At 64.0% G+C, this 19682-nt stretch carries 23 protein-coding genes; 22 read left to right on the forward strand and 1 reads right to left on the reverse strand.

Annotated elements, in window-relative coordinates:
- Positions 1-81 precede the first annotated feature (81 nt).
- The 18 genes from ACRCYW_RS20665 to ACRCYW_RS20750 all read left to right on the forward strand — a co-directional run bounded on the left by ACRCYW_RS20665 (position 82) and on the right by ACRCYW_RS20750 (position 15959).
- Entirely contained in the window at positions 82-804 is a 723-nt protein-coding gene (locus tag ACRCYW_RS20665) for a beta-ketoacyl synthase chain length factor (RefSeq protein WP_438551859.1), read from the forward strand.
- Positions 789-1547 carry a lysophospholipid acyltransferase family protein gene (locus tag ACRCYW_RS20670; protein ID WP_438551860.1) on the forward strand — a complete coding sequence of 253 codons (759 nt, stop codon included), beginning with the start codon at positions 789-791 and terminating at the stop codon, positions 1545-1547. The genes ACRCYW_RS20665 and ACRCYW_RS20670 overlap by 16 nt, the downstream gene beginning before the upstream one ends.
- A gap of 17 nt (positions 1548-1564) precedes the next feature.
- Positions 1565-1819 carry a phosphopantetheine-binding protein gene (locus ACRCYW_RS20675; RefSeq protein WP_438551861.1) on the forward strand — a complete coding sequence of 85 codons (255 nt, stop codon included), beginning with the start codon at positions 1565-1567 and terminating at the stop codon, positions 1817-1819.
- Between the two features lie 25 nt (positions 1820-1844).
- Positions 1845-2093, forward strand: a complete 249-nt coding sequence (locus ACRCYW_RS20680) for an acyl carrier protein (protein WP_438551862.1) — start codon at positions 1845-1847, stop codon at positions 2091-2093.
- A 12-nt stretch (positions 2094-2105) separates the two neighbouring features.
- Positions 2106-2672, forward strand: a complete 567-nt coding sequence (locus ACRCYW_RS20685; protein WP_438551863.1) for a hypothetical protein — start codon at positions 2106-2108, stop codon at positions 2670-2672.
- Complete coding sequence (locus ACRCYW_RS20690) at positions 2669-4102, forward strand: AMP-binding protein (RefSeq protein ID WP_438551864.1); 1434 nt, start codon at positions 2669-2671, stop codon at positions 4100-4102. The genes ACRCYW_RS20685 and ACRCYW_RS20690 overlap by 4 nt, the downstream gene beginning before the upstream one ends.
- On the forward strand, positions 4093-4443 hold the full coding sequence (locus ACRCYW_RS20695) for a 3-hydroxyacyl-ACP dehydratase FabZ family protein (protein WP_438551865.1): 351 nt from the start codon (positions 4093-4095) through the stop codon (positions 4441-4443). Before ACRCYW_RS20690 ends, ACRCYW_RS20695 begins: the two co-directional genes overlap by 10 nt.
- Entirely contained in the window at positions 4440-6125 is a 1686-nt protein-coding gene (locus tag ACRCYW_RS20700) for a glycosyltransferase family 2 protein (protein ID WP_438552053.1), read from the forward strand. Before ACRCYW_RS20695 ends, ACRCYW_RS20700 begins: the two co-directional genes overlap by 4 nt.
- The gene (locus ACRCYW_RS20705; RefSeq protein ID WP_438552054.1) at positions 6115-7686 is read left to right on the forward strand and encodes an HAL/PAL/TAL family ammonia-lyase; all 1572 of its coding nucleotides are present in this window, start codon (positions 6115-6117) and stop codon (positions 7684-7686) included. Before ACRCYW_RS20700 ends, ACRCYW_RS20705 begins: the two co-directional genes overlap by 11 nt.
- Entirely contained in the window at positions 7676-8101 is a 426-nt protein-coding gene (locus ACRCYW_RS20710; RefSeq protein WP_438551866.1) for an acyl-CoA thioesterase, read from the forward strand. The genes ACRCYW_RS20705 and ACRCYW_RS20710 overlap by 11 nt, the downstream gene beginning before the upstream one ends.
- An 11-nt stretch (positions 8102-8112) precedes the next feature.
- A complete protein-coding gene (locus tag ACRCYW_RS20715; RefSeq protein ID WP_438551867.1) occupies positions 8113-8736 on the forward strand; it encodes an outer membrane lipoprotein carrier protein LolA in 624 nt (207 codons plus the stop codon).
- A complete protein-coding gene (locus tag ACRCYW_RS20720) occupies positions 8726-11077 on the forward strand; it encodes an MMPL family transporter (protein ID WP_438551868.1) in 2352 nt (783 codons plus the stop codon). The genes ACRCYW_RS20715 and ACRCYW_RS20720 overlap by 11 nt, the downstream gene beginning before the upstream one ends.
- Positions 11078-11123: 46 nt before the next feature.
- Positions 11124-11693, forward strand: a complete 570-nt coding sequence (locus tag ACRCYW_RS20725; RefSeq protein WP_438551869.1) for a DUF3261 domain-containing protein — start codon at positions 11124-11126, stop codon at positions 11691-11693.
- Complete coding sequence (locus ACRCYW_RS20730; RefSeq protein WP_438551870.1) at positions 11690-12919, forward strand: beta-ketoacyl-[acyl-carrier-protein] synthase family protein; 1230 nt, start codon at positions 11690-11692, stop codon at positions 12917-12919. The genes ACRCYW_RS20725 and ACRCYW_RS20730 overlap by 4 nt, the downstream gene beginning before the upstream one ends.
- Complete coding sequence (locus ACRCYW_RS20735) at positions 12916-13362, forward strand: ApeP family dehydratase (protein WP_438551871.1); 447 nt, start codon at positions 12916-12918, stop codon at positions 13360-13362. The genes ACRCYW_RS20730 and ACRCYW_RS20735 overlap by 4 nt, the downstream gene beginning before the upstream one ends.
- A gap of 74 nt (positions 13363-13436) precedes the next feature.
- Positions 13437-14162, forward strand: coding sequence for a 3-ketoacyl-ACP reductase FabG2 (locus ACRCYW_RS20740; RefSeq protein ID WP_438551872.1), 726 nt, complete (start codon positions 13437-13439; stop codon positions 14160-14162).
- A 52-nt stretch (positions 14163-14214) separates the two neighbouring features.
- Positions 14215-15441: a beta-ketoacyl-ACP synthase gene (locus ACRCYW_RS20745; protein WP_438551873.1), complete on the forward strand. Its 1227-nt coding sequence runs from the start codon at positions 14215-14217 to the stop codon at positions 15439-15441.
- A gap of 104 nt (positions 15442-15545) precedes the next feature.
- Complete coding sequence (locus ACRCYW_RS20750) at positions 15546-15959, forward strand: DUF2541 family protein (protein WP_438551874.1); 414 nt, start codon at positions 15546-15548, stop codon at positions 15957-15959.
- Between the two features lie 76 nt (positions 15960-16035).
- On the opposite strand, the gene mog is transcribed toward ACRCYW_RS20750, so the two are convergent.
- A complete protein-coding gene (gene mog, locus ACRCYW_RS20755) occupies positions 16036-16566 on the reverse strand; it encodes a molybdopterin adenylyltransferase (RefSeq protein ID WP_438551875.1) in 531 nt (176 codons plus the stop codon).
- A gap of 406 nt (positions 16567-16972) precedes the next feature.
- On the opposite strand from mog, the gene ACRCYW_RS20760 reads away from it, so the two are divergent.
- The 4 genes from ACRCYW_RS20760 to folA all read left to right on the forward strand — a co-directional run bounded on the left by ACRCYW_RS20760 (position 16973) and on the right by folA (position 19415).
- Positions 16973-17311, forward strand: coding sequence for a DUF3135 domain-containing protein (locus tag ACRCYW_RS20760; protein WP_438551876.1), 339 nt, complete (start codon positions 16973-16975; stop codon positions 17309-17311).
- A gap of 214 nt (positions 17312-17525) precedes the next feature.
- The gene (locus tag ACRCYW_RS20765; RefSeq protein WP_438551877.1) at positions 17526-18341 is read left to right on the forward strand and encodes a threonine/serine exporter family protein; all 816 of its coding nucleotides are present in this window, start codon (positions 17526-17528) and stop codon (positions 18339-18341) included.
- Positions 18342-18432: 91 nt separating this feature from the next.
- Positions 18433-18900 (forward strand): threonine/serine exporter family protein, encoded by a 468-nt coding sequence (locus ACRCYW_RS20770; protein ID WP_438551878.1) that lies wholly within the window; start codon positions 18433-18435, stop codon positions 18898-18900.
- A 23-nt stretch (positions 18901-18923) separates the two neighbouring features.
- Positions 18924-19415 (forward strand): type 3 dihydrofolate reductase, encoded by a 492-nt coding sequence (folA, locus tag ACRCYW_RS20775; protein WP_438551879.1) that lies wholly within the window; start codon positions 18924-18926, stop codon positions 19413-19415.
- Positions 19416-19682 lie beyond the last annotated feature (267 nt).

Here is a 19682-nt window from a genome sequence, read left to right on the forward strand (position 1 = left end):
ATTTTGTTGTGCCGATATTGAGCAACTCATTTATTATATGTAACGAACTCTCGCGCCGAAAAAGGACGGAACGCCGCCATCATGCTCTCATTCTCACTCCTTGATGCGCAGGCACTCTCCCCTGGATTGGAGCAAGCCGCTCAATGGCGGCAATGGGCCACGCAAATACAGTGGCCCGAAGCGCCGCAACCCGTGCCCGCGACCCCCTTGATCCCCATGATGATGGCCCGTCGCCTCAGTGCCGGTGCCCGCCTCGCGGTGCAGCTCGGCCTGGATATGCTGGCCCGTCATACTGTCGACAACGCCATCTTCGTCAGTCGCCACGGCGAACTGGCGCGCTCCATGACGCTGTTGCAGGGGCTGGCGGTGGGCAACCCCCTCTCCCCGACGGATTTCTCCATGTCGGTGCACAACACTGCAGCCGGGCTCTGCTCCATCCAGGGCAAGGCTACGCTACCCATAAGTTCCCTCGCCGCAGGGGAGGGGAGCCTGATGGCGGGACTGACCGAGGCCGTTGCCAACCTCCATGCCGGCTATCGGCGGGTGCTGCTGGTGGCGTTCGAAGGGGAGATCCCGGCTTTTCATCACCCCTGGCTCCCTGCCACGCCGCCGTATGCGCTCGCGCTGGTGCTGGGCAATGAGCAGGAGGCGGAGAGTGAGCGCTGGCGCTGTGAGGGGCAAGGGGTTGCCACCGACTCCCCCGAGCTGGCACAGCCCCTGGCATTCTGGCGTGCGCACCTGTTGCAGCAAGCCAGCTGCCTGCTGGGTGATGGTCGTCAGGAGTGGTCATGGCGGCGAGACTGAACCGGTTCTGGCGTCTGCTGGGTACCGCCCTCGGCTTCACCCTGTTTGGGCTGGGGGGCTTGCTGCTCAGCCTCTGCTGGTTTCCGCTGCTGGCGCTCTGCCTGCGGGGTGAGCGACGTCGGATCCTGGCACAGGCCAGCATCAAGCAAAGCTTTCGGCTATTCATGGCCCTGCTCAAGGGGCTGGGGGTGCTCGATTATCGCGTCATCGGCATGCCGAGGGATCTGCACAGTGCCCTCATCGTCGCGAACCATCCCAGCCTGCTCGACTATGTGATCCTGGCCGCCGAGCTGCCGGTGTGCGACTGCATCGTCAAGCGGGCTTTATGGCATAATATTTTCCTCGGTGGCGTGGTGCGCGCCGCCGACTACATTCCCAACGGGGAGGCGGAGCAGCTGCTGCCGCGCTGCATCGAGCGGGTGCGCCGGGGTGGTCTGTTGCTGATCTTTCCGGAAGGCACCCGCACCACGCCGGGTGAGCCTGTCCGCCTGCAGCGAGGAGCCGCCCAGCTGGCCTTGCGTGGTCGGGTGACACTGCAGCCCGTGCGCATCCATTGCAGCGAGCGTTTTCTCACCAAGCAGGACAAATGGTTCCAGACCCCGAAGAACAAGCCCGTTTTCACGCTGGAGTTTTTGCCGCAGATCGCGACCCCCGAAGGGGTCGATGAGGAGCAGCACAGCGGCCTGGCCGCACGCCAGTTAACCCGGTTACTTACCCGGGTCCTGCAACCCGGGACCCCATGACAGCCTATGGAAGAGCAATGCAAGATCTGCAACAAGAGATAAAACAACTCATCATCGACAGCCTCAACCTGGAGGGGCTGACCCCGGATGATATCGACGCCAAGGCGCCCCTGTTCGGCGACGGTCTGGGTCTGGACTCCATCGATGCGCTGGAGCTGGGGCTGGCCATCAAGGGCCGCTACGGCATAGTCCTCTCCGCCGATGACGAGAATACCCGTCGTCACTTCGCCAGTGTCGAGGCCTTGGTGGCCCTGATCCAGTCCCAGGCTTGAGTCCATCCTCTTTGGAGATATCGCGATGAACAGAGACGAGATTTTTGCCAAGGTGAAGGCAACCCTGGTGGAGTTGTTTGAAGTGGATGAAGACGCCGTCACCCTGGAGGCCCAGCTCTATCAGGATCTGGAGCTCGACAGCATAGACGCCATCGATCTGGTGGTGCACCTGCAAAAACTCACCGGCAAGAAGATCAAGCCCGAGGAGTTCAAGTCGGTGCGCAGCGTTGCCGATGTGGTCGAGGCGGTCGATCGCCTGATGAATCCTGCCTGATAGCCCGGCTCCATGATGCGTCTGCTCTCCTTGCTGGCAGGGATCTTGCTGCTGGCTTATCCCCTTGCCGTCTATCTGGGGCTGACCCATTTGGGAAGCTCTGCCCTGCTCAGCATCCTGCTGGTCACCTTCGCCCTGCGCCTACTGCCCAGGCTATCCCCGGTGCGGGAATGGCTGTTGCTTGGCCGCCTGCTGGCCTGTGTCGGCCTGGTGTTGACGGCCTTAAGCGCCATCTTCTCGGCTCAGCACTGGCTGCTCTACTACCCCGTAGCGGTGTCGGTGGCGCTGCTCTGCCTGTTTGGCTGGAGCCTGACCCAGCCCATGAGCCTGGTGGAGCGCCTCGCCCGACTGCAGGATCCCGAGCTGCCCCCCGCCGGGGTGCGCTACACCCGTACCGTGACCAAGGTCTGGTGCGGCTTTTTCGTGCTCAATGGCGGTCTGGCCGTTGCCACCGTCTGGTACGGGGATCTCGCTCTGTGGAGCCTCTATAACGGTCTCGTCAGCTATCTGCTGATGGGGTTGCTGATGGGGGGAGAGTATCTGGTACGCCTCAGAGTCAAGCGGAGCTTTACATCATGAGAATGCCCGGGGATCTGCTCGCCGCCATCTGGGGGCGGGACGATGACGATCAGGTGGCGTTCGGGCCGAGCGGGGAGGTGCGCTTTGGCACCTTGCGCCAGGGGGCCGAGACGCTGGCCGATCGATTGATGCAGCTGCCGGCCCGGCGCTGGGCGCTCTGCTTCGAAGACAGCCTGCTGTTTGCACAGGCCCTGCTTGCCTGCGCCCTGACGGGGCGGGAGGCTATCCTGCCCGGCCACCAGAGGCCAGCCGCCCTGGCGGAACTCGGCGCCGGTTTCGATGGGGTGCTGACCGATAGCCAGACACTGGGGGAGGGGAGCGCCATCCCCTGGCTGCAACTGCCCCTCTCCAGCGCGGAGGAGGCGCAGCCCGCTGGCCGCTGGCCAGCCCCCCTTGCCCTGCAGCTGACCCTGTTTACCTCGGGCTCCACCGGAGAGCCCAAGGCGATCCCCAAGGCCTGGCACCAGCTGGATGCCGAGCTGCAGGTGTTGATCGCACTCTGGGGTGAGCGGCTCTATGGGGCACGCCTGCTGGCGAGCGTCAGCCATCAGCACATCTATGGTTTGCTGTTTCGCATCCTGTTGCCTCTGGTGTTGCGGGTGCCCTTCGCCCGCACCCTGACCCTCTATCCAGAGCAGCTGAGCGCCCAGTCCGGTCGCTGGGCACTGATCGCCTCCCCGGCCTTCCTGAGCCGCCTCGATCCCGCCCTCGCAGCTACGGGCTGCTGTCTGGTGGTCTCCTCCGGCGGCCCCCTGGCCCTGGCGGATGCCGCCCGCACACGAGCGTTGTTCGGCCAATTGCCGGTGGAGGTGTTTGGCAGCAGCGAGACCGGCGGCATCGCCTGGCGTCAGAGTACGCAGCCCGATACCCCTTGGCGACCCATGCCGGGCATAGAGATAGCGCTGGGGGAAGATGACCAACTGCTGCTGAGCTCTCCCTACCTGCCCGATGACAAGCCGCTGCTCTGCGCCGATCGCATCCGTCTGTGCGAGTCCGGCTTTCACCTGCTGGGACGCGGGGACAGGGTGGTCAAGATCGAAGAGAAGCGCGTCTCCCTCGACGAGGTGGAGGCGCGGCTGCAGAGCTTGCCCTGGGTGGCCGCTGCGGCCGTGTTGCCCCTGACGGTGGGTGCCCGGCAACAGCTCGGCGCCGTGCTGGTGTTGACCGAAGCTGGGCTGGCCCAGTGGCAGGCGCTTGGGCAGGGCCGTTTTCTCATCGCGCTGCGGGAGCAGCTGAGACCCTGGATCGAGCCTGTGGCCCTGCCGCGCCGGTTGCGCCTGCTGGTGGAACTGCCCCTCAACAGCCAGGGGAAGCGTCCCTGGGGGCAGTTGAAGGCACTGTTTGATGAAGATTTTGTTGATATCGATGCCGAGCAATCTGTGCCAGCGCAGATGAATCACTCACTCAGGGGATCCGAACCATGCCAATAAAGGGGTTGCCAAGCCTCATCGAGCAGCGATGGCAGGAAGATGTCCTGGTGCTGCGCCTGCGCCTCGACCCCGGTTTGCCCTGGTTCAGCGGCCACTTCCCCGGCGCGCCCCTGCTGCCCGGCGTGGTGCAGGTGCACTGGGCCATGCACTATGGCCGCCAGCTGCCCGGCCTCGTCGGCGAGTTCGGTGGCATGAGCCAGCTGAAATTCCAGCGCCCGCTGCGCCCCGGTCAGGAGTGCGAGCTGCATCTGAACTGGCTGGCGGACAAGGGGCAGCTGCTGTTCAGCTATCGGCTCGGAGACGAGACCGCCAGCAGCGGTCGGGTGAGGCTATGTCCCTGAATCCCTGCCTCATCATCCCCTGCTACAACCACTCGGCGCCGCTGGCCGCAGTGCTGAGCGAGCTGAAAGCGCTGGGGCTGCCCTGCCTGCTGGTGGACGATGGCAGCGAGCCCGGTGCCGCCGCCGCGCTGGATACCCTGGCGGCCACCCACAGTGAGTGGGTGAGCCTGCTGCGTCACCCCCAGAACCAGGGCAAAGGGGCTGCCGTGACGACCGGGCTCATGGCCGCGAGCGCGCGGGGCTTCAGTCATGGTGTGCAGATAGACGCGGACGGCCAGCACGACCTGAACGACGTGCCGCGCCTGCTGGCCGAGGCCGAGCGCCGGCCCGATGCCCTCATCTCGGGGCGACCCCTCTACGATGATTCCGTCCCCAAGGGGCGCCTCTATGGCCGTTACATCACCCATGTCTGGGTCTGGATAGAGACGCTGTCGTTCGCCATCGAGGACAGCATGTGTGGCTTTCGGGTCTACCCTCTGGCGGCGAGCTGCGCTCTGCTCGATGAGGTGCGCCTAGGCCGGCGGATGGATTTCGATACCGAGGTGATGGTGCGGCTGCACTGGCGCGGGGTGCCGATGCGCTTCGTGCCTACCCGGGTCATCTACCCCGAGGACGGCAGCTCCCATTTTCGCCTATGGCGAGACAATCTGGACATCTCCTGGATGCACACCCGGCTGGTGTGCCGATTGCTGTGGGATCTTGGCCGCAAGCTGATTGGCTTGCCGGCCCGACTCTGGCAGCAGGGCAAACAGCACTGGTCGCGCACCCCTGAGCGAGGATCCTTGCTCGGCCTGCAGATCATGCTGGCCAGCTATCGACTGCTGGGGCGCCGGGGCTTCAAGGCACTGCTCTACCCCGTCATCGGCTACTTCTGGCTGACAGGGCGCCGCCAGCGGGCGGCCTCCGAGCAGTATCTGGCGCGGCTCGAGGCCTTCGCCACCGCGCAGGGGGTGAGCTTGCCTGCCGAGCCGAGAACCACCTTTCGGCACTTCCTGCGCTTTGGCGAGGCGGCGCTGGACAAGCTGGCGGGCTGGCGCGGCGACATACCGCTCTCCGATATCGAGCTGGTGGAGCGCGAACACCACGAGGCGGCCCTGGCCAGCGGTCGTGGCCTGCTGCTGCTCGGTTCCCATCTCGGGGATCTGGAGCTGTGCCGGGCGCTCGGCACCCGGGGCGGTCAGGTGCCCATCAATGCCCTGGTGTTCACCCGCCACGCGGCCCGCTTCAATGCCCTGCTCAAGCAGGTCAATCCGGATTCCAACATCAATCTCATCCAGGTGCAGGAGATGGGGGCGGACACCGCCATCCTGCTCAAGGAAAAGATAGACGCGGGGGAGTGGGTGGTGATCGTCGGGGATCGCACCTCGGTGACTCGGGAGAAACGGGTGGTCTGGGCCGATTTTCTCGGCGCGCCAGCCCCCTTCCCACTGGGGCCCTTCGCCCTGGCGAGCGTGCTGGCCTGCCCCGTCTATCTGATGTTCGGCCTCAAGGAGCAGGGGCGTTTTCGGGTCCACTTCGAGCCCTTCGCCGAACGACTGACACTGCCCCGCTCCGAGCGGGAGACGGCCCTGCGCCACTGGGTGCAGGCCTATGCCGATCGCTTGCAGCACCACTGCCTACGCGCGCCGCTGGACTGGTTCAATTTCTTCGATTTTTGGCAGCTAACTCATGATGAACAGTGATACTCCTTCTCCTCAGGTCACCTTCGGCGCAGACCGGCTCACCATAGAGCAGGTCGTGGCCCTGGCCGAGGGGCGCGCCAGACCCGTACTCAATCCGGATCCCGCCTTTATGGCCCGCATCCAGCGCGGCGCCGACTTCCTCGATCGCCTGCTGGCCGAAGAGGGGGTCATCTACGGGGTGACCACGGGTTACGGCGACTCCGTGACCCGGGCCGTGCCCCCCGCCCTGGTGGCCGAGCTGCCTTTGCACCTGACCCGCTTCCACGGCTGTGGCCTGGGCGAGGATCTCGACGTAACGGCCGGGCGCGCCGTGCTGGCCACTCGCCTCTGCTCCCTGGCACAGGGCGTCTCCGGGGTCAGCCCGGCACTCTTGGAGCGGCTCTGCTGGCTGCTGGAGCAGGATCTGATCCCGCGCATCCCACAGGAAGGATCGGTCGGGGCCAGCGGCGATCTCACCCCGCTCTCCTACGTGGCCGCCGTGCTGGTGGGGGAGCGTGAACTCTATCGGGATGGCCAGCTCGCCAGTACCGCAGACGTCTATGCCGAATTGGGGGTGTCGCCCCTGCGGCTGCGCCCGAAAGAGGGGCTGGCCCTGATGAACGGCACCTCTGTGATGACGGCCCTTGCCTGTCTCGCCTTTGCCCGTACCGACTACCTGATGCAGCTGGCGACCCGGATCACCGCCCTGGTCAGCGTCGCCATGGAGGGCAATGCCTTCCACTTCGACGAGCGGCTGTTCGCGGCCAAGCCTCACCCCGGCATGCAGAATATCGCCGCCTGGCTGCGTTCTGATCTGCAAAGCGGCGAGCTACCGCGCCACAGCGATCGCTTGCAAGACAGATACTCCCTGCGCTGCGCCCCCCACGTCATCGGCGTGGTGGCCGACAGCCTGCCCTGGTGGCGCCAGCTCATCGAGAACGAGCTCAACAGCGCCAACGACAACCCGCTGATCGATGGCGATTTCGAACACGTGATGCACGGCGGCCACTTCTACGGCGGCCATATCGCCATGGCCATGGACAGCATGAAGACGGCGGTGGCGAACCTGGCCGACTTGCTCGATCGTCAGCTGGCCCAGCTGGTGGACGGCAAGTTCAACGGCGGCCTGCCGAGCAACCTGTCCGGCGCCAGCGGCGAGCGGCGCATGATCAACCACGGCTTCAAGGCGGTGCAGATCGGTGTCTCCGCCTGGACTGCCGAGGCGCTCAAGCAGACCATGCCCGCCAGCGTCTTCTCCCGTTCCACCGAGTGTCACAATCAGGACAAGGTGAGCATGGGTACCATAGCGGCGCGGGATGCGCTGCGGGTGCTGACCCTGACCGAGCAGGTGGGGGCCGCCTGCCTGCTGGCGGCGGTGCAGGGGACCGAGCTGCGCCTCGGCCTGCAGAAGTGCGCTCTGGATGAGCTGAGCCAACCCTTGCGCGACATGGTGCTGGCGGTGAGAGCCGACCACCCGGCCCTGGTGGAAGACCGGCCCCTCGAGCAGGAGCTCAGGGCCCTGATAGTACGCCTGCAGGATCGTCACTATCCGCTCTATGGAGAGTCGAAACATGCCAACTGAACCCTGGATGATCAGCCACAGCATCGAAGTGGAGATCCCGTTCCACGACGTGGACATGATGGCGGTGGCTTGGCATGGGCACTATGTGCGCTACATAGAGCTGGCCCGCTGCGCCCTGCTCGAGACTATCGATTACAACTACCCCCAGATGGAAGCCTCCGGCTATCACTGGCCCATCATAGATCTGCGCCTCAAGTACATGGCGCCTCTGCGTTTTGGCCAGAAGGTGCGAGTCGAGGCGCGGCTGTGCGAATACCAGAACCGTCTCAAGATCGAGTATCAGCTGTTCGATGCGAAGAGTGGCGTGCGCACCAGCAAGGGTTACAGCATCCAGGTGGCGGTGAACAAGGATAGCGGCGAGATGTGCCTCGCCTCGCCGAGGGTCTTGCTCGACAAGCTGGGGGTGGCGGAGTGAGCGCACGTCGGATGAAGGGAGTGCGAGGGATACTCTGGGCCTGCCTGTTGCTGCTGTTGCCTGGGATGGCCCTGGCCACCCCCCAGGCCCCTGCGATGACCCAGGCAGAGGTGTGCGAGCTGCTGAGTGCAGAGCCGGCCCAGCGTGCCCGCTTCGAGCAGGAGAAGCAGGTGGCCGGGTTGGCCCAGCCCCTGAAATCCAGCGGCGAGGTGCTGCTGGTACGGGGTCAGGGGCTCTGGTGGCATCAGCAACAGCCCTTCGAGCTGGCCCTGAGCCTGACCGCCCAACGCATGAGTCAGCAGGTGGGGCAGGGGCCTGTGCAGGTGATCGACAATCCCCAGCTGCTGGAATTCAGCGGCATGATGCTGGCCCTGTTCGGCTCGGACGAGCAGGCGTTGGCCCGCTACTTTGCCCTCGATTTTCACTCCACCGAGCAGGGCTGGACCCTGGTGCTGACCCCCCGGGCAGCCCCCCTGAACAAGGTGTTCACTAACCTCACCCTGAGCGGTGGCCAGCAGCTGGACCGGCTGGTGATCGCCGATCGGCAAGGGGATGAGACCCGCATCCACTTCTCTGACTGGCAGAGGGTTAACCTGCCCCTAGCTGCCGAGGAGCAGGCCCATTTTGCTCCCTGAACACCCAGCCGCATCAGCTGTCGAACGCACATTCCCTGTCCGGGGCTGGAGCGAACTGACCTGGCGTCGGCTCTCCTGGCTCTGGCTGCTGCTCAGCACGCTGGCATTGGCGCTGCTCGGTTGGCAACTCTCCCACAGCCGCATCAACACCAGCCTGATGGACCTGCTGCCCCACGAGGAGCGATCCACTCTGGATCCTGCCCTGCGTGAGGGCCTGCTGCGCCAGGTAGACAGGCAGCTGGTCTGGATGCTGAGCCTGCCGGCAGGGCAGGACGGTCTGGCCGCGGCGCAGGCGTGGGCCAAGACCCTGAACGCCTTGCCCGAGCTCAGCGCGGTGCGCGCCAATCAACCTGAGCTCGCTCCCGCCTGGCAAGGCTTCATCTATGACTATGCCTGGCAGCGCCTCGACGAGGGCAGTCGTGCCCGTCTGGCTGCGGGGCCAAGGGCCTGGAGCCAGTGGGTGCTCGGCCAGATCTACAGCCCCTTCGGCGGCGTTTCCCGCGCCGAGTGGCAGGCGGATCCCCTGCTGCTGACCCGGGCCGGGGTGCAGGGTCAGATGACCAGCACAATGCGCCTCGAACATGACTGGCTGATGAGCCAGGACGAGACAGGGCGGCAGTGGTTCCTGCTGCGAGCCGAGCTGGATCTGTCGGCCTTCGATCTCGCCCGCAATACCGAGTTGCTGAGCCACCTCAACGAGGCGGAGCAGAGCCTCAAGGCCCAGTTCCCCGGCGTGGAGCTGCTGCGCCGTGGCACCCTCTTCTACAGCCAGCATGCCAGCGAGCTGGCTCAGGAGGACATCTCCACCATAGGGCTCGGCTCCACGGTCGGGGTCTTGCTGCTGATGTGGCTGGCGTTTCGCTCGTATCGGGCGCTCTGGATCTCCCTGCTGCCCATCGCCATCGGCCTCGCCTGGGGAGTGCTGGCCGTGCTGCTCTGGTTTGGCGAGGTGCACATGTTCACCCTGGTGATCAGCTCCAGCCTGGTGGGCATCATAGATTACGGCATTCATTTCCTGACCGAGCGGCGTCTGCATGGCTTGCAGGAGAGCCCTCACCAGACCCGAGCCCGCCTGTTGCCCAGTCTCTCGATGGCGCTGTTCGCCACCCTGGTGGGCTATGGCCTGCTCTGGCTCGCCCCCTTCCCCGGTTTGCAGCAGATGGCCCTGTGCGCTCTGGTGGGGCTGACGGCTTCGTTCATTACCGTGCTCTGCCTGTTCCCGCTCTGGCTCGGTGACCTGCCCCAGCGGGAGGCCCGCGTGCTGGTGCCGATGGCGCTCTGGCTCACGTGGTGGCGCGAGTGGCCTGCCTTGCGCTGGGGCGTGCCCCTGCTCTGTCTGACCCTGATCGGGGCGGGATTGAATCGGCTGCAAGTCGATGATGACATAGCCCGGTTGCAGCCGCTGCCCATCGAGCTGCAGGCACAGGAGCGGCAGATCCAGCGCCTGACCGGCCAGCAGGGCGGCATGACCGGCTTCCTGGTGACGGCGGCCGATGGGGAGACGGCCCTGCAGCGCCTCGAGGCCATGAGCCACAAGCTCGCCGAGGCCAAGGCGCAGGGTCAGCTGACGGGCTTCGTCTCGCTGGCCCAGTGGCTGCCTTCTCTGGCGCAGCAACGGGCGGATCACGCCGCCCTCACTGACCTCTTGCCCGAGGTGGTGGCGCGCCTCAACCTGGCCGGGGTGCCGGTCAAGGCGGAACCCAGATCCTGGCATCCCCTGACCCCGGAACACTGGCTGGGGAGCCCCGTCAGCGAGGGTAGCCGGCTGCTCTGGCACGGCTTGCCAGATGGTCGGGTGGCGCTCTGGCTGCCGGTGAGCGGTGTGACGGATGCGGCCGCCGTGGCGGCCCTGGCCGAGGGTCAGGAGGGGGTCTTCTGGCAGGATCCGCGCAACCAGTGGAGCGAGCTGTTTGCCCACTACAGGGTCAAGCTGACGGAACTGTTGCTGGTGGCGATCGCCCTAGTGGGCCTGCTGCTCTGGGCTCGCTTCGGCTGGCGCAAGGGGGCGCGGATCCTGATGATCAGCGGATTCTCCCTGGGCGCTGGGCTGGCCCTGCTCGCCGCCTGCGGCCAGCCGCTCACCCTGTTCGGGGTGCTGGCCATGAGCCTCATCTTCGGCATCGGCATCGACTACAGCCTCTTCTTCGCCTACAGCGGCGGGGATCCCCTGCGCCAACGCTCGACCATGTTTGCCATCCTGCTGGCCAACCTGACCACCCAGCTCTCATTCGGTCTGCTGGCCCTGAGCCACACCTCCGCCATCGCGGGCTTCGGTCTGGTGCTGAGCGGCGGCATCTTTATCGCCTTCCTGCTCTCTCCACTGGTGCTGGAGCGGCGATGACCACTTTTTTCAACTCTGCTTTTTCAATTCTGCTACGGGAGCCATGATGAAGCTGTTCCTGCCCCTGCTGTTTGCCGCCTTGCTCGGCGCCTGCGCCAGTGCCCCAGCGCCCGAGAATCGCGCCTACCTGACCCAGGGCACCAGCCTGCTGCTGCCACCCCCTGAGCGGGCGCAGCCCCTCTACCGTCAGCAGTTGCTGAGTGCCCACAGCAAGGGGGGGGAGCATCAATTGCTCACCGTGCTGGAGGCAGATGGTCGCCAGCTTACCCTGGTGGGGCTGACCCCGAGCGGGATCCGGCTGTTTCGGGTGAGCTATGACGACAAGGGCATCCACACCGAGCGGCTCTCCAGTCTGCTGGGCGGCGCAGCGTTGCCCCCGGTGGCCCAGGTGCTCGCCGACGTGATGATGAGCTACTGGCCCATCGCCGCCTGGCAGCCCCGGTTACCTGAGGGCTGGCACCTGGCGGATGAGGGCATGGTGCGGCGCCTGACCGACCCCGATGGCAAGCTGGTGAGCGAGATCCACTATCGTCTGCTCGCCGGGGAGCGAGAACCGGTGCGGCTCATCCAGCACGCCTTCGACTACCAGCTGCAGATGGAGAAGTTGGCACCATGAACCCGAGTGCAACCCTGCCGGTGACCTCCTGTTATATCCAGGCCTATGGCCTTGTCTGCGCCCTGGGACAGGGGAAGGACGAGGTCTCTGCGGCGCTGGCTTCCTGGCAACAGGCTGGCATCACCCCCTTGGATGGCGAGCGGGAGAGCTTGAGCGATGGCCGACTCACCCCGGTCGGCCGAGTGCGCGCCGAGCTGCCTGCTATACCGGCGGCCCTTGCCCCCTATGAGTCGCGCAACAACCGCCTGCTGCTGGCGGCGCTGGCCCAGACCCAGCCAGCCCTCGATGAGCTGAAGACCCGGTTAGGCCCGGATCGCATCGCCATCGTACTCGGTACCAGCACCTCGGGGATCGCCGAGGCCGAGGTCGCGGTCTCAGCGGTGCAAGCCGGTCAGCCGCTGCCAGCCGGGTTCGATTACCGTCAGCAGGAGCTGGGCTCGCCGAGCGAGTTTCTGGCCCGCCATCTGGCCCTCACCGGCCCCGCCTACACCCTCTCCACCGCCTGCTCATCGAGCGCCCGCGCCTTTATCAGCGGCCAGCGCCTGTTGGCGGCGGGTCTTGCGGACGCCGTCATCGTCGGTGGGGTGGACAGCCTGTGCGGGCTGACCCTCAACGGCTTCGACAGTCTGGAGTCCCTGAGCACAGATCTCTGCCGCCCGTTCGGCGCGGAGCGGCGCGGCATCAACATCGGGGAGGGGGCAGCTCTCTTCCTGCTGACCCGGGAGCATGCGAGCCTCGCCCTGCTCGGCGCCGGGGAGTCCTCCGATGCCTGGCACATCTCGGCGCCCCATCCGGAAGGCATAGGGGCCGAGGCCGCCATGCGCATGGCGCTGGGGCAGGCCGGGCTGAGTGCTGCCGATCTGGATTACATCAACCTGCATGGCACCGCGACCCGGCTCAACGACGAGATGGAGAGCAAGGCTGTTGCCCGCCTCTATGACGAAGAGAACACGGCGCCCTGCAGCTCCACCAAGATGCTGACCGGCCATACCCTGGGGGCGGCGGGGGCCATAGAGGCGGCGCTCTGCTGCCTGCTGATGGAGCTAGGCCTGCCGGCACCCCGGCAAGGGGAGGCGCAGGATCCGGCGCTGACGCCGCTCAGGCTGGCACAGGGAGAGCCCGCCAGGGCACTCACCCGGGTGCTGTCCAACTCCTTTGCCTTCGGGGGCAATAACGTCAGCCTGCTGTTGGGCCGACTCGACCATCACGACGGGAGCCCATCATGACGATCATCCTGGACGAACTGCTGCCCCATCAGGCGCCCATGTTGTTGCTGGACCGGCTGCTCGATTATCAGGGCAACCGGGTCTGCTGCGAGACCCGGGTCGGTGAACGCCACGGGCTGTTGCTGGACGAGCAGGGCTGCCTGCCCTCCTGGGTCGGTCTTGAGCTGATGGCCCAGACCATAGCCGCCTGGGCCGGGATGCGGGGACGGGAGAGAGGGGAGCCGGTACGCATCGGCATGCTGCTCGGCAGCCGCCAGTACCAGAGCCAAGTCGCGCGTTTTGCGGCTGGAGAGCGGCTCGTCATCGAGGCGGAGTGCCTGCTGGAGGATAACGGTATGGCCAGCTTCGAGTGCCGGATCCTGTGCGGGGATCTGCGCTGTGCCGAGGCCAGGCTCAGCACCTATCTGCCGAGTGACGAAGAGCTGCAAGGTCTGCTTGGTTAATATTTCTCCGATCTCTCACCCTGGCGATATTGCTCAAGGCAGTCGGATCATCTGTTTTTAAAGAAGGATTGAACATGAATTCCACCGTATTGGTGACAGGTGCCAGCAAGGGCATAGGTCGCGCCATCGCCCTGAAACTGGCCGCCGACGGCTTTCACATCGTGGTGCACTATCACGGGGATCGCGGCGGTGCCGAGCAGACGCTAGGCGACATCCAGGCCGCAGGGGGGCAGGGGCGCCTCATCCAGTTCGATATTTCGGACAGGGAGCAGTGCCGCAGCCGCCTGGAGGCCGATATCGAGGCCCATGGCGCCTACTACGGCGTGGTCTGCAACGCCGGGGTGATCCGGGATGGCGCCTTCCCGGCCCTGACGGACGAGGATTGGGATGGGGTGCTGCACACCAACCTCGATGGCTTCTACAACCTGCTCAAGCCCTGCATCATGCCCATGATAGGGCTGCGCCGGGGCGGTCGCATCGTCACCCTGTCGTCGGTCTCCGGCATCATGGGGAACCGGGGCCAGGTCAATTACAGCGCCGCCAAGGCGGGTATCATAGGAGCCAGCAAGGCCCTGGCGCTGGAGCTGGCCAAGCGCAAGATCACGGTGAACTGCGTGGCCCCCGGCCTCATCGATACAGGCATGGTCAATGCCGAGGTTGAGGCCGAGGCGCTGAAGATGATCCCCCTCAAGCGCATGGGGCAAGCCGATGAGGTCGCGGGCCTCGTCTCCTACCTGATGTCGGACATCGCAGGCTATGTGACCCGTCAGGTCATTTCGATCAACGGTGGCTTGATATGAGTGGACCCATGAAGCCAGTGAATCATCAGGAACAGCAGGAAGGGAGAGCAGCATGAAGCGTGTCGTCGTCACCGGCATGGCCGGCGTGACCGCCTTTGGCAACGATTGGCAGAGCATAGGGCCTCGCCTCAAGGACGAGCACAATGCCGTCTGCGCTATGCCCGAGTGGGCCGTCTACGAGGGGCTCAATACCCGACTGGCGGCCCCCATCCAGGACTTCTCCCTGCCGGCCCATTACCCGCGCAAGAAGACCCGGGCCATGGGGCGGGTCTCCCAGCTCTCCACCGTGGCGACCGAACTGGCCCTGACCCAGGCAGGGCTCATCGACCATCCGGTGCTGACCGGCGGGCGAACCGGCATCGCCTATGGCTCCTCCACCGGTAGCACGGATCCCATCGGCGCCTTTGGCGCCATGCTCAACGACAAGACCACCGCCAGCATTACGGCCACCACCTATGTGCAGATGATGCCCCATACGGCGGCCGTGAACACCGGCCTCTTCTTCGGCCTGCGTGGCCGGGTCATTCCCACCTCCAGTGCCTGCACCTCGGGCAGCCAGGGCATAGGTTACGCCTTCGAGGCGATCAAGCACGGTTACCAGGACGTGATGGTGGCGGGCGGTGCCGAGGAGCTCTGTCCCTCCGAGGCCGTGGTGTTCGATACCCTGTTTGCCACCAGCCAGATGAACGACAGTCCGGCGCTGACCCCCAGACCCTTCGACAAGGATCGGGACGGACTGGTGATCGGGGAAGGGGCAGGCACCCTGATCCTGGAGGAGCTGGAACACGCCAGGGCCCGTGGTGCCCACATCTTCGCCGAGCTGGTGGGCTTTGCCACCAACTGCGACGCGGCCCATGTCACCCAGCCCCAGCAGGAGACGATGCAGCTCTGCATGGCGCTGGCGCTGGCGGATGCGGGCCTGGAGCCCAAGGATATCGGCTACATCAGCGCCCATGGTACCGCCACCGAGCGCGGTGACATCGCCGAGAGCCACGCCACCGCAGCCCTGTTTGGCGACCAGACCCCCATCTCCTCCCTCAAGAGCTACTTCGGCCATACCCTGGGGGCTTGCGGTGCCATCGAGGCCTGGCTCTCCCTGGAGATGATGGCGGAGGGCTGGTTCGCGCCAACCCTCAATCTGAATGAGCCGGATCCCGCCTGTGCCCCCCTGGATCACATCCGAAGCGGTGGCCGGGTGCTGGATGTGGAGTATCTGATGTCCAACAACTTTGCCTTTGGCGGCATCAATACCTCTCTCATCTTCAAGCGCTGGGCCTGATGGGGTTGCACCCGTTCAGCTCGGGTGCAGCTCCAGTTCAGTTCCAGTACAGCCTGGGTTTAGGTTTGATTAATTAAGATGTCTCCCACTTTTAGGGAGGCATCATGTCCGTTTCATTCTCTTCTTCAACCTCATCTCGGCTGCGCCGCGGCCTGACCGCACTCTTGTTATCCACCCTGGCCTGGGCTCTGGCCTCGCCGGCCCTGGCCGACGATGAATTCCGGCTCGGTCAGACCCTCTTGCTGGGGGTCGGTGATCGCCCGGCCATCATCCCCATGATCGTCTGCCGACCGGTCAAGTCCATCATGGTGAAGGCGAGCAGGGAGCTGACCCTGGACAGGGTCAAGGTGATCTACGGCAATGACCGCAGCAAGACCCTCTCTTTCAACCGGGAGCTGGGACGGGATCAGGAGTCGGGCTGGCGCTCCCTGGGGACCAGGCTCTGCATCAAGAAAATAGAGGTCTACGGCAATTCGGAAGGCAGCAAGGCGGGGGTCAAGGTCTACGGCAGGAAATAGCCGGCGCAGACAAGTGACTGTCAGAAACAAGGTGGCCGGGGAGACCCGGCCACCTTGTTATATGCGGAAAATGGCTTTATTTCTTGGGGCGAAATGGCTTGATGACGCTCTCGTCGCATTCGAGATAGGGGCCGTTCATCAGATCGATGCAGTAGGGGATGGCGGGGAAGACGGCGTCCAGACACTCGCGAATGGACTTGGGCTTGCCCGGCAGGTTGACGATGAGGGAGCTGCCCCGCAGACCCGCAGTCTGGCGGGAGAGGATGGCTGTGGGGACGAACTTGAGGGACTCCGCCCGCATCAGCTCGCCAAAGCCCGGCATCATGCGATCGCACACCGCCTCGGTGGCCTCCGGGGTCACATCTCGCTTGGCCGGGCCCGTCCCCCCCGTGGTGACGATGAGGCAGCACAACTCCTCGTCGGCCAGCTGGCTCAGGGTGGCTTCAATCTGTGGCTGCTCGTCCGGAATGAGACGGTAGACAGGCTCCCACTCCGAGGTCAGGTAGGCGCCCAGGGTTTCCATGATGGCCTTGCCGGAGAGATCTTCATAGATGCCTGCGCTGGCGCGATCGCTGACGGTGACTATGCCTATGCGTGCCTTGCTCATGCTCTGCCCTCAGTGGTATGTAAAAGTGGAAAATAAAATAAAATAACATAATCAGTGAGATATGTTAAATCCTCACCGGCTTCTCCCAGTGTCGGCATAAGGCTGATTCGAATGAAAACGACTTTCCTCTTATCGACCATTCAGTAATAAGCCAGCATATAAAAAGGTGTAAAATTTCTAAAAAAATCGCATTCAAGCAGGCATGGATAATTGTCTGAATCCTAACGAATAAATCTTTTTCCTTGCCCTCATTTTCGCCCCTCTATCCACAACCGGACTCCTGTGGCTCGGTGCAAACTGAACCGGAATCGCTCCTCTCTTATATAACCTTTCTTACGGACAGTGAATTTGTGTGCTGAGCGTAGTTTGGATGTGTCACACATGAGGCCTCTGGCCAGGAGATCATATGGAGCTGCCAGATTTCGATACCCTGAAACATTGGGCCCTCGTGGAGCCAGAACGGCTCGATGCGCTGCTGCACCAGCAGATAGATACCCTGATCGAGCAGGTGGGGCCGGACCGGCAACGACGGCTGCGGGGTCTGCAATTTCGCATCGACTGCCAGCGCAGGCTGGCCAAGAACAATCTGGACAGCTGTATCCGGATCGCCAATATGATGCACGAATCCTTCTATGCCATGCGCAGCCAGATCAATCATCTACAGGATGAAACAGCCCCCCTGGCTGACGGCTTGGTACCCGGAAATAACGTTATCCGGCTCGCGGACCATCGCCGGGATAAATAGAGTATTTGGCCGTTTTATTTATATTCTCATCTTTTTTAATAAACCAGGCCGCCACCTTGTTAATAAGTGTGGTGGCTTGTTTGTTATTTGCTGCAAACAGAGGGCGGTCATGAAATAAATAATCCGATAACGGTTTCTCGCCGTGGATATATATGGAGTAAAAAAGCCGCTGGGGTAATATGAGGGTTCGGTCAATTTTCTACGACTCAAGGGAATGATGAGAAGTATTACTCCAAGACGGGTGTTGTCGCCGGAACAACAGACGGAGATCACCCGCATCATCGTCAAGGTGGGCCAGCTGATGGGCCAGCATGGCGCCGAGGCGCGGCTCATCGAGCAGACCACGGTGCGGCTCGGCCTGGCCCTGGGGCTGGAGAGCGTGGAGATGGCGCTCTCTGCCGGCGCCATCGTCCTGACCAGCCTCTATCAGGGGCACTGCGTCACCACCACCCGCCGGGTGCTGGATCGGGGCATCAACATGCAGGTGGTGTGCGAGGTGCAGCGCCTCTGCATTCTGGCGGAGAAGGAGCTCATCGGTGCGCGGGAGGTGCGCCAGCGGCTCGATACCATCAAACCGTTCCACTATCACCCCTGGCTGGTGGTCCCCATGGTGGGGCTCTCCTGCGGGGCTTTCAGCCTGCTGTTCGGGGGCGACTGGCCCATCTTCCTGGTGACCTTCGTCGCCTCCGCAGTGGCGATGCGGGTACGCCAGCTGATGGCCCATCACCATCACAGCCCCCTCATCAACTTCGCCGTGACCGGCTTCGTCGCCACCCTGATCGCCTCGAGCGCCACCTACTTCGGCTGGGGGGAGCAGCCCTATCTCGCCATGGCGGCCAGCGTCCTGCTGCTGGTGCCCGGCTTCCCCCTCATCAATGCGGTCTCCGACATGGTGAAGGGCTACTTCAACATGGGGCTGGCCCGCTGGGGAATGGCGACCCTGCTCACCATCAGCGCCGTGATCGGCATAGTGCTGGCCATGTCGGTGACCGGTATCTGGGGCTGGAAGCTGTGGTGGGATTCCATATGAGGGCTTATCAAGAGAGACGCCATCAAGGCGGGAACCTGTTGTCGCGTGGTATCTGTATTGCCACCCAACCCGGAACATGGGGGGAGACGCCATGATGGATCTGTTGTTGCTGCTGCTTCGGGATGCATTCTGGTCGGCCATACCGGCGGTGGGGTTTGCCATGCTGTTCAACGTGCCGCCGCAGATGCTGAAGTACTGCGCCATGGGGGGAGCGCTCGCCCACAGCCTGCGCACTCTGCTCATGCACCATGGCATGCCCATCGAGTGGGCCACCCTGGCGGCGTCCACTACGGTGGGCTTTGTCTGCGTCTACTGGTCGAAACGCCTGCTGGCACCGCGCCCCGTCTTCAGCGTCGCCTCCATCATCCCCATGCTGCCGGGGGCCTATGCGTTCAAGACCATGATCGCCGTGGTGGAGCTCAACATCTCCGGGGTAACGACCGAGCTTATCCATCATGCGGTGAGCAATGGCCTCAAGGTGCTGTTTATCGTGGGGGCCCTCAGTTTCGGTTTGGCGATCCCGTCTCTGGTCGTGTACCGTAACCGGCCCATAGTCTGAGACAGGTTGCGAGGAGCCGACCCATGAAGATTTCCATGATTGCCGCCATGGCCCGGGACCAGGTGATCGGCAAGGACAACCAGATGCCCTGGCACATGCCCGCGGATCTGGCCCACTTCAAGCGGGTGACCCTCGGCAAGCCTGTGCTGATGGGGCGCAAGACCTTCGAGTCCATCGGCCGGCCCCTGCCGGGGCGCCGCAATCTGGTGATCAGCCACAATCCCGACTATCGTGCCGACGGGGTGGAGATGGTCGCTTCGGTGGAGGCTGCCCTGGCTTGTCTGCAAGAGGAAGGAGTTGAGGAGCTGATGGTGATAGGCGGTGGCTATCTCTATGGCCAGCTGTTGTCCAAAGCGGATCGCCTCTACCTGACCCGCATCGAGTTGGCGGTGGAGGGGGACACTCGTTTCCCGGCTTTCGATGAGGCCGACTGGGTGAGGCTGGAGAGCGAGCCCCATGAGCCCGACGAGAAGAATCCCCATCCCTACCGCTTCGAGATCTGGCAGCGCCGCTAGCCAGGTCGACGCCGACAAGCCCCTCTCTGCGAGGGGCTTTTTTTGCCTGTCGTCTGCCCGCTCTCTGACTAGGCTCAGCCACTGAGCCAGCCAGGCCTCCCTCTTCAAACTGGATCCACTCCATCCCAGGAACTGGGAGCTCACCCCTCAAAAAATCATTCGTTGTGTAAGCATGTGGTCATCACCCCTCATACTGGCGATGTGCCTCATCCCCATGCTCTCTCGGTAGCTTATAACTGACTGATATCTCATGGTGCATCCATAATA

It is taken from the genome of Aeromonas sp. (genome assembly GCF_051657805.1).
GTDB lineage: Bacteria > Pseudomonadota > Gammaproteobacteria > Enterobacterales > Aeromonadaceae > Aeromonas.

What these genes read in the sequence shown, in the direction of transcription:
- ACRCYW_RS20770 (WP_438551878.1), top strand. Translation starts at nt 18,433, where the DNA reads ATGATGGATCTGTTGTTGCTGCTGCTTCGGGATGCATTCTGGTCGGCC.
- ACRCYW_RS20725 (WP_438551869.1), top strand. Translation starts at nt 11,124, where the DNA reads ATGAAGCTGTTCCTGCCCCTGCTGTTTGCCGCCTTGCTCGGCGCCTGC.
- ACRCYW_RS20745 (WP_438551873.1), top strand. Translation starts at nt 14,215, where the DNA reads ATGAAGCGTGTCGTCGTCACCGGCATGGCCGGCGTGACCGCCTTTGGC.
- ACRCYW_RS20730 (WP_438551870.1), top strand. Translation starts at nt 11,690, where the DNA reads ATGAACCCGAGTGCAACCCTGCCGGTGACCTCCTGTTATATCCAGGCC.
- ACRCYW_RS20670 (WP_438551860.1), top strand. Translation starts at nt 789, where the DNA reads ATGGCGGCGAGACTGAACCGGTTCTGGCGTCTGCTGGGTACCGCCCTC.
- ACRCYW_RS20705 (WP_438552054.1), top strand. Translation starts at nt 6,115, where the DNA reads ATGAACAGTGATACTCCTTCTCCTCAGGTCACCTTCGGCGCAGACCGG.
- ACRCYW_RS20680 (WP_438551862.1), top strand. Translation starts at nt 1,845, where the DNA reads ATGAACAGAGACGAGATTTTTGCCAAGGTGAAGGCAACCCTGGTGGAG.
- ACRCYW_RS20685 (WP_438551863.1), top strand. Translation starts at nt 2,106, where the DNA reads ATGATGCGTCTGCTCTCCTTGCTGGCAGGGATCTTGCTGCTGGCTTAT.
- ACRCYW_RS20695 (WP_438551865.1), top strand. Translation starts at nt 4,093, where the DNA reads ATGCCAATAAAGGGGTTGCCAAGCCTCATCGAGCAGCGATGGCAGGAA.
- ACRCYW_RS20740 (WP_438551872.1), top strand. Translation starts at nt 13,437, where the DNA reads ATGAATTCCACCGTATTGGTGACAGGTGCCAGCAAGGGCATAGGTCGC.
- ACRCYW_RS20760 (WP_438551876.1), top strand. Translation starts at nt 16,973, where the DNA reads ATGGAGCTGCCAGATTTCGATACCCTGAAACATTGGGCCCTCGTGGAG.
- ACRCYW_RS20750 (WP_438551874.1), top strand. Translation starts at nt 15,546, where the DNA reads ATGTCCGTTTCATTCTCTTCTTCAACCTCATCTCGGCTGCGCCGCGGC.
- mog (WP_438551875.1), bottom strand. Translation starts at nt 16,566, where the DNA reads ATGAGCAAGGCACGCATAGGCATAGTCACCGTCAGCGATCGCGCCAGC.
- ACRCYW_RS20690 (WP_438551864.1), top strand. Translation starts at nt 2,669, where the DNA reads ATGAGAATGCCCGGGGATCTGCTCGCCGCCATCTGGGGGCGGGACGAT.
- ACRCYW_RS20710 (WP_438551866.1), top strand. Translation starts at nt 7,676, where the DNA reads ATGCCAACTGAACCCTGGATGATCAGCCACAGCATCGAAGTGGAGATC.
- ACRCYW_RS20765 (WP_438551877.1), top strand. Translation starts at nt 17,526, where the DNA reads ATGATGAGAAGTATTACTCCAAGACGGGTGTTGTCGCCGGAACAACAG.
- folA (WP_438551879.1), top strand. Translation starts at nt 18,924, where the DNA reads ATGAAGATTTCCATGATTGCCGCCATGGCCCGGGACCAGGTGATCGGC.
- ACRCYW_RS20675 (WP_438551861.1), top strand. Translation starts at nt 1,565, where the DNA reads ATGCAAGATCTGCAACAAGAGATAAAACAACTCATCATCGACAGCCTC.
- ACRCYW_RS20665 (WP_438551859.1), top strand. Translation starts at nt 82, where the DNA reads ATGCTCTCATTCTCACTCCTTGATGCGCAGGCACTCTCCCCTGGATTG.
- ACRCYW_RS20715 (WP_438551867.1), top strand. Translation starts at nt 8,113, where the DNA reads ATGAAGGGAGTGCGAGGGATACTCTGGGCCTGCCTGTTGCTGCTGTTG.
- ACRCYW_RS20735 (WP_438551871.1), top strand. Translation starts at nt 12,916, where the DNA reads ATGACGATCATCCTGGACGAACTGCTGCCCCATCAGGCGCCCATGTTG.